Below are 12,309 nucleotides of genomic sequence, written 5' to 3'. Positions count from 1 at the left end.
CTCCTTTTATGGGTGACTCGGCGCAGCCTTAAGCTTGCCGTTTCCTGACGCTTGCCATTGCTTTGACGCAGTGATATACAGAAGACATATCGAGATTTTTATTTAAACATGTTGCTAACATGTTAGATGGATACTGTCAACAGCTATCTCCTTATATGGAGCTTTTCATGCCGACGCTCGGTGCAACGGAAAAAGACACAATGAATATGTCCATGCGCGAAGCTGCCTATAAAAGCATTGAAGAACTGCTTAACACCGGGACTTTGCGGCCGGGGCAACTGGTCACCCAGCGTGGCCTGGTCGAGTTGACCGGGTTGACCCTGGGAGCAGTGCGGGAGGCTGTCCCACGCCTGGAAGCGGAAGGGTTGCTGCAGACCTTTCCCAAACGGGGGTTGCTGGTTCCCAGTCTGGACGTGTCGTTTGTGCGTGATGCCTATCAGATGCGCCGGATGATCGAACTGGCCGCCATCCCCGATTTGCTCGGGCGGCTTGATCAGCACACCCTGGAAGAATGGATCGACAGACACTGCGACGCATTGACCTGGAGCAGCAGTGACGACCTGGAGTCGCTGGCCCAGGACTTTCAAAGTTTTGACTGGTCGATGCATGAACGGTTCGTTGCCGCCATGCAGAATGCACTGGTCGAAAATGTCTACCGGGTGACCGCTATCAAGATCCGGATGGCTGTTCAGTCCCGGATCAAGGTGACGCCGGGGAATATCCACCGCGTTGCCAAAGAGCATTTGCGGATTCTCAAGGCTCTTAAGCAGGGAGATGTCGCTGCCGCCCGTGAGGCGCTGGCGTTCCATCTCGACAATTCCCTGAAGCTGGCCCTGGGCGAGCAGCTCACCGAAGTGCCTTTTGAAGACTGATCAAGGTACCAGCAAAGACAGCGCAGCAAGGAGCGGGGCGGAACCGGGAAAGGGCTTCCCCTCCTGCGGGAAGCAAGAGGGGAAGTTGATAACAAGACAGGCTCAGCGCCTGTTGAGGACATTCAGGTCGTTGAAAAAGTCCATCCTGGCCTTTTGCAAGCTCGGTGAAGCGATGCCCGATTTCCTTCACCTTGCAAAGCAATGCATGAGAAAACCGTCATCGATTTTGGTCGCCCATCCCTGGGCTCGGCAAGCTGTTTTTCAACCGCTTGTTAAAGAATGGCGTCGATAGTGATGGTCACCGAGTTTTTCCCGTAATCTGCGGAAATGTCGTAGCCTGCTGCAGAAACCTCAGCAAATTCACCATGAACCCGGTTGGCGGTCATGATTTTGATCCGTTCACCGACTGTCGGGGTGTAGTCAGCGGCAAAATCAATCACCAGCTCACCATCAACAATAATCGCCGTCCCCCCGACAGCGAGGGTTCCTTGTCCATCCGCACCGATCAGCAGCTGTAAGGTTCCATCAAGCTGGGTGTATTTGCCGGCAAGCTCCAGGGCGGCCGGAGTTTTGACGGAGGTCGTTCCGCCGGTCATGTAAACATCCCCGCTTCCGAAGGCCGTTGCCGATGCTGCTTCCAGGGTTCCTGCGTTGATAACGGTTCCGCCGCTATAACTGTTAAGACCGGTCAGGGTGAGCGTGCCGGTGCCGGTTTTGGTCAGTTTGCCCGCCCCGCTGATATCGTTTCGCCACCAGTCCCGAGCGTTGAAAGCCCCTTGGCTGGCATCCATCTCAACTGTGACATCGCCGTTGAAAGCACCGTAACCGTCGGCAGCTGCCATCAGGTTGATTCGTCCCCAGCCGTTGGAATCGTCAAGCAGGGGATAGCCGGATTCGATTTCGGTGCTGGCCAGGACCGCGCGGCGCTGGGCCGCAGTCAGGTAAGGCAGCCGGGTGGCCAGCAACAGTTCCGCGCCTTCCGGAACAATGGGGTCCAGGCCCAGAGTGCCTTCTTGCGGCAGGCCATAAGTCATCCGTTCCAGGTAGAGGTCTTTGATTGCCGTGTGATCGCTGTAGAAATTGTTGTCAAAGACATCGATATTGAGGTAAGCGCCGTCTTTATAGCTGCCGGTTTCGCTGACCTTGCGGTGGGCATAATCGTACAATTCCATGCCTGCTGTTTCCGCCTTGGCGCCGAAGTATTCCTCGGCCTGCTGGTAGGCGGCCGCCGCGACTTCCGGGTAAGTATTCAGGGTATGGGTTGCAACCATCAGGCCGAGCATCCGGCCGCCGATTACATCCACCGGCGAGTGCATGCCGGCGATGATCCGATTTTCTCCCAGGTCGGAACCACGCATCAGCATTTCGGAGTAGCGCTGGGGAAAAGCATAGGCATAGGCCAACGAGGCCAACACCCCGGCGTTGGTGTGGCCGCTGGGATAACCGTTATCCTTGCGCCGGTTTTCTGTAGTCGCCGAATAGAGTCCGGCAGCTTCTTTGGAGAGACTGTGGGCGCGACGGGCGCAGGCCAGGCCGGGAACCACGCTGACACTGCTTTCATAACTGTCGATGCGGAACACATCCTCGCCGCCGTTGCTGACAATATCACCGTTGGCGTCGTAACAGGTATAGGCGGTGACGCCGTAGAAATTGATTTCGCCAGCGTCGTTCATCCGCCATGGCCGGGGCGTGCCAAAGACATATTTGGCGCCGCTGGTGGAGGCATCCGTCCAGCGGAACTTCTGGGCCAGGTCGACGACATCGCCCAACTCGGAATCGGTGTAGCCGCCGTAGCCGACATCATCATTGTCCTCGGGGTGGAAGGTGGTGTTGGTCAGGACATCGCTTAATTTCATCGGGGTAAAATTATAATAAGCACCGGATGCTGCGACAAAATCTTCAGTCAGTGGGCCGAAGCCGTCGATGACACTGTAGTTTTTGCTGCGGCGATCGTCCAGGAAAGCCAGCAGGGCTTGATCTTCGCTCCGATTCCGAGTGACTTTGACAACGTATTCGATATTGGTTTTCCAGGCCTCGGCATCAATGATGGGATTCCCTGTCACATAGTCGTCAGGCCCAGGACCGTCGCCGCCATCATAGCCGTTGACGGCATCGCTGTAGGTGCTGGCATTCTCCTGCCAGTTGTCAGTGGTGCCTTTCCAGATATGGTTGATCCCGCGCAGCGCATAGGCCATCGGGTTGGTCAGAGTGCTGTATTTCGTATCGGAAGGGCTGTTGTTTTCGGCATAGTCGACGACCGGCAACGGGAAATCGACGGCAGGATTGGCGACGGTCTGCTCGTAGCCGAGACCGCCCGGCTCGGCCGGGATACTGTAGCTGTCTTTGTTGTTGCTGTCGCTGCCGTCGCAGCCGGCCATACCGGCAGCCAGGACCAGGGCCAGGAACAGGGTTGATAATTGTTTTACATACCTCATGTGGACTACCTCCTGAAATATTGCTGGAACCCGCTCCGGCGGGCTGTTGAACAACCACCTGCCAGACCGGCCAAACGAGTTGCGCCGGTTAACGGGCGCGTGACGAAGGGCAACCAATAGAGAAATATTGTTAATTTGAGGTTAGGGTATAATGAATGGTCTGTTTGGACGTGTAACAGTTTCTAAACCCGGTTCCGATAGGGAGGATGGATAAGGCGGATCACCTGTTGTTTGTCGGGATGTCAGTCATTTCTGTATGGCGGTTCCAGCCGCTTCAGGCTATGCTTCCGCCATGTCGACACTCCACTCCAACATCAAAAAACTCTACGCCTTTTCCTTTCTCGAGATGAGTCTGTTCCCCATGGCGATCATCACCCTGTTCTGGAAAGACCAGATCGGGATGAGCCTGACGCAGATCCTGCTCTTGCAGAGTATCTTTGCCGTGGCCATGGCGGTTATGGAATACCCATCCGGCTATATCAGCGACCGGATCGGTTACCGTAAAGCGCTCAATTACGCGGCTCTGCTCGGGGTGATCGGCTGGGGGCTGTACACCATTGCCGAAACCTTCAGCGGGGTGCTGATCGCGGAAATCTTCCTGGGCATTTCCATGTCCTTTATCAGTGGCTCAGACAGTGCGCTGCTGTTCGAAAGCCTTAAGGGAACCGACGAGGAGCTTTTTTACGCCCGCCATCAGGGGCGGATGAGCGGGGCCGGGCAGATTGGTGAAGCCTGCGGTGCTTTGTTTGCCGGGGTAATGTACGCGGCGGCACCATTGTTGCCCTTTATTATTCAGGTGCTGGTCTGGATTCTGCTCTTTTTTCTGACCCGGACCCTGGTCGAACCACAACGCTCCGGCAATCCGCCAGCCAGCCATGTTGCCGAGGCCTGGCGGTCGACCCGCTACGCCTTGCTGGACAATAAACGGCTGCGTTATACCATTCTGTTGAATCTGGTGCTGGGTCTGTCCTCTTTTTACCCGGTCTGGCTGATCCAGCCCTATATGCAGGATGGTGGGGTGCCGGTCTCCTGGTTTGGACCGATCTGGGCCGTCGCCAACCTGAGCGTGGCTCTGTTTGCCTTTGCCAGTCACCGCTCCCAATTGAAACTGGGGGACGGGCGCATGGTGATTTTGTTTGCCCTGCTGATCGTCGGCGGCTATCTGGGGCTGGGCCTGGCCGGCGGGTTGTGGGGATTCCTCTTCTATTACCTGCTGACCAGTATGCGCGGCCTGCGCGGGCCGATGCTGCTCAACTTTGCCCAGCGGGAAATCCCCTCGGCCAATCGCGCCGGCATCCTGTCGCTGCAGTCCCTCTGTTTCCGCCTGGTCTTTGTCTGCACCGGTCCGCTGATTGGCAAACTGGCGGACGGCATCGGCGTTCAGCAGACCTTCCTGCTGCTTTGCTACGCTTTTATCCTGGTCCTGCCGCCGGTGGTCTGGCTGTTCCTGCGCCAATTACGGCAAACGAACCCGGCTCCGGCAGGTGTCGGGGAAGAAAAATAAGGATCGTGGAGGAAATCCCGGGGAGCAGTCTCTTTGTTGGCGGGAACCCTGCTAAAATAAGAGCCTACCCGGGCCAGTTGGAGCATCGATTCCGCATTCAACGTTGTCGGCCCGCTGCAGTGGTGCCGTTTGGAAAGACCCTTCACATCCCAGCAACCAGGAGGAACTATGCCGCATATTGTCCTTGAGAGCGCAGAAGACATTTTGGCCCGCTATTCCGGAGAAGAACTGATCAGGCAGGTTCATGCGACAGTCCTGGCTTCTCAGCTGTTCAATGAGCGGGATATAAAAATACGCGTGAAGTCATACAATGACTATGCTGTCGGCGGCAAACATGAGGCCTTTATTCATCTCTTCACAACGATCATGCCGGGTCGCACCGTCGACCAGCGGGCACAGTTAAGCAAAGCTGTCGTGGTGAAACTAGCCGAAATGTTCCCGGATATTCAGCACATCACCATGAGTATTGACGAATTTGAAAAAGAGACCTTCTTTAATCGGAGAATGATTTAGCAGATAGGAACAGTCCGGTTGCGGATATTGACAACCCGCCATGCTCCAGGGTTTCAGGTCCATGGCAGGTTGCTCGGCTGGGCTCGGGTTTATTTCATATGCTCCGGCAGCTGATCCAGAATTCGCATCGGCTCAGTTTCTGTCAGGACCGCTTTCCGAACGATGAAGTCGACTGCTTTCTCAAGCCGAATGGCATGGGTCAGCTGTTCGAGGGCGCCGGGGGTCTCCTCGATCCGTTTGCGCCGGTCGGCGTAGCTCATTCCAACCTCCATGATGGAGTTTTCCTGCTTTGAGATGACCGCCTTGATATCTTCTTCACTGATCTCAGGTGCTATTTTGTCAGCAACAGCCGACAGCAGCAGGTTTTTTCTGACCGCAGCCTCGGCTTCCGGGCGGATCTCCTTTTTTGCATCGTCGATGGTGCGGCCCGAAGATTTGAGGTAACCCTCGAAATTGTTGGCCCCCACCTGCTGACGGAACTGATTGATCATCATCATGGTCTGCTGTTCGATGACTTCTTCCCTGACGCTGCAGGGGTTGACTTCGACCAGCTTGTTAAGGACGGCTTCCCGTTTGTTGGCGGCGGTTTTTTCCGTGGCCATGGTTTGCAGCGAACTGCGCACTTCGGCGCTGAATGCTTCGATGGAGTCAAAGGGCAGGGTGGCCAGAAGTTTGGCGTCATCGTCTCCGGCACCGCGCTGTTGGCGGATTCCAGCGAGCTGCTGGGTGACATCGTCCTCGGTGACGATCACCGGCGCGTAGGTTGCCTGCAATCCTTCATACTGCTGCAGCGGGATTTTCGGTTCCAGGGCGACGCGGATTTCGACAAGGCAGGGTTCGCCCAGTTTGGTTTCCCGCGGCTTGATTTGGGGGAAGGTCATCGGGGTCAGCCCCAGTTCCTTAATGGCCTGCATATAATAGCGTGGCAGGATATTATTCAGCGCTTGGCCGGCGATTTTGTCCAACTCCGGGTGTTTGGCCAACATGGCCCGGTTGCTCAAAGGGATATGTGGACTTTGCTGCTGCCCTTTGGTCGCTTTGGTGAATTCTTCCATGATCGCATTTTCAATCGTCACGGCATCAATTTCGATGGTAAAGACCGCTTCTTCCGCGCTGGATTTTAACAGTTTGACCGCCATTGGTTGCTCCTTGCTTTGAATAGGTGATTTGAAAAAAGATGCCATGAGCAGGCCCTTAATCTCATTTTGAGACAGCGGCCGCGCTCGTTGTTTCTGTACAGGCCGGGACGTTATCGGCGCCCCAGCTTATTTCATGGAAATGAGAATTTCCACTATCATCTTAGTCTGTTGCAAAACGAGAAAAGAGCTCGCCGGCGACTGAATCGGCATTCTTACGCAGCTTACCTCGCCCGGCTGGGGTCGTTGGTTGTGTCGTTTTGCAGCACAGCCTGCAGAACTAGCAAAAAGCAAGCCCAAGCAGGATGCAGTCGGAAGTTCTCTTGCTCAACGGCGGAGTTGCGGAGAGAGCCAGGAAGAAAGAGGGCTGGTTGATAAGTATGGACGTATGGTATAGGAAAACCCTTTACCTGGATGGAGATGAGATAGGTGACAGACAATCGAAGCGAATACCGGCTGGATCATTCCGCTGCGGTCAGGCCGCAGATTTATCGCCTGTTGCGTGATCGTATTATCCGTGGCGATCTGGAACCCGGGACGAAGATTTCCGAATCTGCGATTGCCCTCGAATATCTCGTCAGCAGGCAACCGGTACGTGAGGTTTTTATCCGCCTGGTGGAAATGGGGCTGCTGGAGGTTCGTCCCCAGCGCGGAACCTTTGTTCGCCGGATAGTTATTTCCGCGGTTATGGACGCGCGCTTTGTGCGTGAGGCGATCGAGGCCGATATTGTCAGGGCCGTGCTTGAGAACCAGGACAATACGGCGTTGGTGGCCGAGCTGCAATGGCAGATTGTCGAGCAGGGGCGGGTTGCCGAGAGCGATCCTGATGCTTTTATGGCCCTGGATGAACTGTTCCACCATACCCTTGCAGATGCCGCTGGTAAGTCCTACGCATGGGAGGTGGTGGAAAATATCAAAATGCAGATGGACCGGGTCCGCCATATCAGTGTCCGCTGTTTTTCCAGAACCCATGTCGTAGAGCAACACCGCGCCATTGTTGAAGGCATCGCCGTAGGAAACGCTGCTGCCGCGGAGCAGGCGATGAGGATTCATCTGCGCGGTATCCTGAAGGACCTCCCAGGAATCGTGAAAAGTAAAGCGGATTTTTTTGAGGATGATCAAGATTGAGCGATCGGGCGGGGCAGGGAATCATCCCGGAAAAGCTGTTCAAGCCGCGCTCTTTTTTTGCCGTGCAGGGTTGTCCTCTGCCAGGGGCAGGTTGATCGTGACGCGCAATCCCGGACCGCCAACTCTTGCGGCGAGCCTGATCTCACCATTATGGTGGGTGACCACTTCCCGGACAATCGCCAATCCCAATCCGCTGCCCAAGGCGGTGGTTCCCGGGCAGCGATAGAAGCGGGAAAAGACCTGCTGCCGTTCTGCCGCGGGGATTCCCGGCCCGTTATCAAGGACTTCCAGGCGGGCCAGGCGGCCTGCTCGTTGCAGAGCGAGGTCAATCCGTCCCTTCTGCGGTGTGTAGCGCAGGGCGTTATCGACCAGGTTGCCGAGCATGATCCGCAGGCTTTCCTGATCACCCATGATTGTTGCCGGTTCATTTTCCGCTATTCCCAGATCGATCTGCCGTTTTAACGCTGCCGGGGCAAATTCGGCAACCACCGTTTTGATCAACTCGCCGAGATCCACGGCGGTTAAGGGGCGCTGCCAATCTTCCGGCTCCAGCCGGGCCAGGGTCAGTAACTGCTGGGCCAGGTGACTGGCGCGAACTGTTCCGGCGCGCATCTGGTCCAAGGCCTGCCGTCGTTCGTCCGGGTCGTCGATCTTCTGTAGCAGCTGGGCTTGCAGTTGCACCGCGGCTAACGGGGTGCGCAGTTCATGGGCGGCATCCGCGACGAATTTGCGCTGGCTTTGCAAGGCGACATCCAGCCGTTGCAACAGACTGTTCAGGACCTGGACCAATGAGAGCACTTCATCGGGCAAACCTTCGGTGGGCAAGGGCTCCATGGCATAAGGGCGTCTTTTCTCCAGGGACTCGGTCAGTTTTTTCAGGGGACCAAGGCCGTAATTGATACTGACCCTGACCAGCAGACCGAGTACAATCACCAGGATGATGACCGGGACCGTGGCTCCCCAGGCCACGCTGCTGCTGACTTCGAGCCGGTCGGATAAGGGTTGGCTGGCCTGAATCAGCCGGTCCCCGCGGCGCAGCACGAAACTGCGCCAGCTGACGCCCTTGTCGATATGATTGCTAAAGCCTTCCGCTGCCCGCGCCGGAGTCCCTTCTTCACTATTGAGCAGCAACAGCAGAGTGCCGTCATCCCGCCAGACCTGAATGACGAAATCGTCATCGTTCTCCTGGGCCTTGATCAGGGGCAGGGGAGCCTGGGAGATGGAATCGCTGTCCATATGAACGCTGTGGGCCAGCTGATAGAGACGGTCATCAAAGATGGCTTCCAGTTCACCGCGGACATAGAAGAAGATGATCGTCCCGGTTAAGAGCACGGCCAGCAGTTGGCCGATCAGAAGCAGGCGTAAGAGGCGTTTGCGGATTGAATTCATTCCAGATTTCCCAGCATGTAGCCGACCCCACGGACGGTTTTGATCGCTTCGGCAGCCAGCTTTTTCCGCAGATGATGGATGTGGACTTCAATGGTGTTGCTTTCAATCTCCTCCCCCCAGCCGTACAGCCGTTCTTCCAGCTGCGCACGGGAAAGCACCGCACCGGGCCGCTCGATCAGGGCTTCAAGCAGAGAGAACTCGCGGGCGGACAGAATCACCGCACGGCCCTGCCAGAAACATTCTCTGGAGGCTGGGTTCAGGCTCAGCTGACCTGACTCCAGCAGCGGTTCGGCCCGCCCCAGTTTCCGTCTTTGCACCGCCCGGATGCGGGCACTCAGCTCATCCAGATCAAAAGGCTTGACCAGATAATCATCGGCGCCGCTGTCCAGGCCGGTAATCCGATCCGCTACCGCGTCGCGGGCAGTCAGGATGATGGCGGCAATCGTATCGCCTCTTTTCCGTAATTCATTCAGCACCTCCAACCCGGATCGATCGGGCAGGCCCAGGTCAAGGAGCAGGACTTCATAGCGCTTGCTTTCCAGAGCCAGGCCGGCTTCATCGGCATTCCTGACCCAATCGACCACAAACCCCTCCTGGCTGAGGCCTTTTTTTACGGCTACGCCGATCATTTCATCATCTTCAACCAACAGGATGTTCATCTGTCACAACCTTGGGCGAGGAACCTTGTTAACGTTAAGGACACTAATATCCATGGAGATAGTCTATTGCAGCGTCGCCATCATCCGGAGTTTCGGCGCTTTTGTCGAGAACCTTTCCCGCCTCAGCCACAGGCCTGTCCCGCAAGCAGGGGCCGCGCTCCGGAGACCGCCACGGCTTCTGCCCAGGTATGGCGCGGTGGAGAGTGAAAATACAGCGCAAGGTGCGCCTTAAGCTGGGCTTAAGGTTGAGTATGCATAATATCGGATTGAATAGAAAGTGGTTCTTTCCCTTTAATTTACAATGGATTATTATGCGCACCTCTCGATTTCAACTGATTTTCTGGGCCTACCTGACGGCCCTGGGATTTTTCACCCTCACCCGGCTCGGTTTACTTCTGATCAGTTGGTCCGATGCTCAGGTTTCCGCCGGCAGCTTGTTGGAAATTTTCACCACCGGACTGATCTTCGACAGCGGTTTTTTCAGCTATGCCCTGATTGTGCCGACCCTTTACCTCTGGCTGTGTCCGCAGAAGCTGTGGACGCATAAGCTTAATCGTGGCTGGGTCAGGTTGTCTCTCTTCATAACCCTCTATGTTGGCTGTTTTATCGCTGTCGCAGAATACCTGTTTTGGGATGAATTCAGTGTTCGTTTTAACTTCATCTCCATCGATTACCTGATTTACCGTCGCGAAGTGACGGACAATATCATGGAATCCTACCCGGTTGTGCCGTTGTTCGCGGGCATGTTCGTGGTTGCCATGCTGATTTTTTACCTGTTGCGGCGGCCGCTCAAACGGGCTTTGCTGGCCCAGGAATCTTTTCCCCGACGCAGTCTGGTTGCTGGTGTCCTGCTCTGCCTGCCGGTTCTCAGCTATGTGCTGTTGGGACAGCCGTTACGGCAGATCTCCAAAAATGTCTATCAGAACGAATTGGCCAGCAACGGTCCCTATCAGTTTGTGGCCGCATTTCGGAATAATGAACTGGATTATCAGCAATTTTATACCACCTTGCCACCCCGGCAAGCGTCAGAGCTGCTGCGCCTGAATGTTGCTGAACCGAACAGTGCCTATATCGGTGATGACCTGTTTGATATCAAGCGGGAGGTGAACAACCCCGGACCGGAAAAGCATTTGAATATTGTTCTGATCATGGTCGAAAGCCTGAGTTCCGATTTCCTCGGCTATTTCGGCAATCAGGATGGCTTGACGCCGGTGCTGGACGGGCTGATCGACAAGAGTCTGTTTTTTACCAACTTTTACGCGACCGGAACCCGCACCACCCGTGGCCTGGAGGCCGTCACCCTGTCGATCCCGCCGACCCCCGGTCGTTCTATCGTCAAACGGATCGGCCGGGAAACCAATCAATGGTCCCTCGGCAATGTCCTTGACCAAAAGGGGTATCAATCCTATTTCGTCTATGGCGGGCGCAGCTATTTTGAGAACATGAATGCGTTTTTCGGTGGTAACGGTTACCAGATCGTTGATCAGTCGAGCGTCCCGAGTGGCCAGGTCGAATTCGCCAACGCCTGGGGGATGTCCGACGGCGACCTCTATAACCAGGCCCTGCAGGTCGCTGACCGGGCCGCTCTGCGAAAACAACCGTTCTTCATGCATCTGATGACAACCTCGAACCATCGGCCCTATACCTATCCAGACGGAAAAATCGATATCCCCTCCGGGAGCGGTCGCAAGGGGGCGGTCAAATATACCGACTATGCGATCGGGGAATTTTTACGTCAGGCCCGGGCAAAGCCCTGGTTTAAGGAGACGCTTTTTGTTATTCTCGCAGACCATCAGGCTGGCAGTGCCGGGAAAAGCGCGCTGCCCATTGAGCGTTACCATATCCCACTGTGGATCTATGCTCCAGAGCAGATTCAGCCCGGGAAAATCGATACCCTGGCCAGTCAGATCGATCTGCCGCCGACTCTGCTCGGTCTCCTGAACATGAGCTATGAGTCGGTCTTTTTCGGTAAGGATATCCGGCGGCTGCCGCCGCAAGACGGGCGGGCCTTTATTGCCAACTACCAGAACCTGGGGCTGTTTAACGGCCGGAAGATGGCTATTCTGGAGCCGCGCAAAATCATTCGCGAACAATCCGGTCTGGCGCAGGGGCAGGTCGACGAAAAATCCGTCAGCAAGGACGATCCTTTGGTTAGAAGCGATATCAGCTACTATCAGGGGGCGGCGGCGGTTTTTAAACAACATCTGAACGCATGGAGCAAAGTGAACTAAAGTGAAAGGGAATACCGGATTCAAGCGGATCGTTCTGGCCGCGGGTTATTCTGCCAAAGGGTTGCGGACCGCTTTTGTCAATGAAGCGGCCTTTCGCCAGGAGCTGTTTCTGGCGTTGGTGCTGATTCCTCTGGCCCTGTGGCTCGATGTTGAGCCGACTCAGCGGTTGCTGATGATCGCCGCGCTGTTTGTGGTGCTCATCACCGAATTGATGAATTCGGCCATCGAGGCCGTGGTTGATCGGATCGGCGCTGAGCGCCATGAACTGTCCGGGCGGGCCAAGGATATCGGTTCGGCCGCTGTTTTGCTGGCCCTGCTCCTATGCGCCACTATCTGGATTTCAATCCTCTGGCCTTTGCTGATGAGCTGACGCCGTTGTTCCCATCTTAAAGCGGGCTCCGCCACCTCGGCGGACAACCCACTGCTGCTTTTTTTTGCTGCC

The 12,309-nt window shown here is 55.9% G+C and carries 10 protein-coding genes; 6 read left to right on the top strand and 4 right to left on the bottom strand.

Annotated features, from left to right (window positions below; translation table 11 throughout):
* Window positions 1-167 precede the first annotated feature (167 nt).
* Window positions 168-872, top strand: coding sequence for a GntR family transcriptional regulator (locus N909_RS0101405; RefSeq protein WP_063336373.1), 705 nt, complete (start codon window positions 168-170; stop codon window positions 870-872).
* Window positions 873-1,144: 272 nt separating this feature from the next.
* Here N909_RS0101405 and N909_RS0101400 read toward each other — a convergent pair whose 3' ends face one another.
* Complete coding sequence (locus N909_RS0101400; RefSeq protein WP_051689432.1) at window positions 1,145-3,307, bottom strand: phosphatase PAP2 family protein; 2,163 nt, start codon at window positions 3,305-3,307, stop codon at window positions 1,145-1,147.
* A 292-nt stretch (window positions 3,308-3,599) separates the two neighbouring features.
* Here N909_RS0101400 and N909_RS0101395 point away from each other — a divergent pair, with 292 nt between their 5' ends.
* Both N909_RS0101395 and N909_RS0101390 read left to right on the top strand, forming a co-directional pair.
* Complete coding sequence (locus tag N909_RS0101395; RefSeq protein WP_029910240.1) at window positions 3,600-4,811, top strand: MFS transporter; 1,212 nt, start codon at window positions 3,600-3,602, stop codon at window positions 4,809-4,811.
* Window positions 4,812-4,979: 168 nt separating this feature from the next.
* Window positions 4,980-5,324 carry a 5-carboxymethyl-2-hydroxymuconate Delta-isomerase gene (locus N909_RS0101390; RefSeq protein ID WP_029910237.1) on the top strand — a complete coding sequence of 115 codons (345 nt, stop codon included), beginning with the start codon at window positions 4,980-4,982 and terminating at the stop codon, window positions 5,322-5,324.
* 89 nt (window positions 5,325-5,413) lie between these two features.
* On the opposite strand, the gene N909_RS0101385 is transcribed toward N909_RS0101390, so the two are convergent.
* On the bottom strand, window positions 5,414-6,463 hold the full coding sequence (locus N909_RS0101385; RefSeq protein WP_029910236.1) for a trigger factor: 1,050 nt from the start codon (window positions 6,461-6,463) through the stop codon (window positions 5,414-5,416).
* Window positions 6,464-6,889: 426 nt separating this feature from the next.
* Here N909_RS0101385 and N909_RS0101380 point away from each other — a divergent pair, with 426 nt between their 5' ends.
* Window positions 6,890-7,588, top strand: a complete 699-nt coding sequence (locus N909_RS0101380) for a GntR family transcriptional regulator (protein WP_051689431.1) — start codon at window positions 6,890-6,892, stop codon at window positions 7,586-7,588.
* 39 nt (window positions 7,589-7,627) lie between these two features.
* On the opposite strand, the gene N909_RS0101375 is transcribed toward N909_RS0101380, so the two are convergent.
* Both N909_RS0101375 and N909_RS0101370 read right to left on the bottom strand, forming a co-directional pair.
* The gene (locus tag N909_RS0101375) at window positions 7,628-8,977 is read right to left on the bottom strand and encodes a sensor histidine kinase (RefSeq protein WP_051689430.1); all 1,350 of its coding nucleotides are present in this window, start codon (window positions 8,975-8,977) and stop codon (window positions 7,628-7,630) included.
* The gene (locus N909_RS0101370; RefSeq protein ID WP_029910225.1) at window positions 8,974-9,636 is read right to left on the bottom strand and encodes a response regulator; all 663 of its coding nucleotides are present in this window, start codon (window positions 9,634-9,636) and stop codon (window positions 8,974-8,976) included. The genes N909_RS0101375 and N909_RS0101370 overlap by 4 nt, the downstream gene beginning before the upstream one ends.
* A gap of 311 nt (window positions 9,637-9,947) precedes the next feature.
* On the opposite strand from N909_RS0101370, the gene N909_RS0101365 reads away from it, so the two are divergent.
* Window positions 9,948-11,867 carry an LTA synthase family protein gene (locus tag N909_RS0101365; protein ID WP_051689429.1) on the top strand — a complete coding sequence of 640 codons (1,920 nt, stop codon included), beginning with the start codon at window positions 9,948-9,950 and terminating at the stop codon, window positions 11,865-11,867.
* Window position 11,868: 1 nt separating this feature from the next.
* Window positions 11,869-12,237: a diacylglycerol kinase gene (locus N909_RS0101360; protein WP_029910220.1), complete on the top strand. Its 369-nt coding sequence runs from the start codon at window positions 11,869-11,871 to the stop codon at window positions 12,235-12,237.
* Window positions 12,238-12,309 lie beyond the last annotated feature (72 nt).

Source organism: Pelobacter seleniigenes DSM 18267 (assembly GCF_000711225.1).
In the GTDB taxonomy this organism is placed as follows: domain Bacteria; phylum Desulfobacterota; class Desulfuromonadia; order Desulfuromonadales; family Geopsychrobacteraceae; genus Seleniibacterium; species Seleniibacterium seleniigenes.
Note: the sequence above shows the minus strand (reverse complement) of the source record. Positions and strands in the feature narration are given on the sequence as shown.

Excerpts from the sequence above, each read along its gene's own strand:
- N909_RS0101405 (WP_063336373.1), top strand. The coding sequence starts at position 168 with ATGCCGACGCTCGGTGCAACGGAAAAAGACACAATGAATATGTCCATG.
- N909_RS0101375 (WP_051689430.1), bottom strand. The coding sequence starts at position 8,977 with ATGAATTCAATCCGCAAACGCCTCTTACGCCTGCTTCTGATCGGCCAA.
- N909_RS0101400 (WP_051689432.1), bottom strand. The coding sequence starts at position 3,307 with ATGAGGTATGTAAAACAATTATCAACCCTGTTCCTGGCCCTGGTCCTG.
- N909_RS0101385 (WP_029910236.1), bottom strand. The coding sequence starts at position 6,463 with ATGGCGGTCAAACTGTTAAAATCCAGCGCGGAAGAAGCGGTCTTTACC.
- N909_RS0101370 (WP_029910225.1), bottom strand. The coding sequence starts at position 9,636 with ATGAACATCCTGTTGGTTGAAGATGATGAAATGATCGGCGTAGCCGTA.
- N909_RS0101390 (WP_029910237.1), top strand. The coding sequence starts at position 4,980 with ATGCCGCATATTGTCCTTGAGAGCGCAGAAGACATTTTGGCCCGCTAT.
- N909_RS0101365 (WP_051689429.1), top strand. The coding sequence starts at position 9,948 with ATGCGCACCTCTCGATTTCAACTGATTTTCTGGGCCTACCTGACGGCC.
- N909_RS0101395 (WP_029910240.1), top strand. The coding sequence starts at position 3,600 with ATGTCGACACTCCACTCCAACATCAAAAAACTCTACGCCTTTTCCTTT.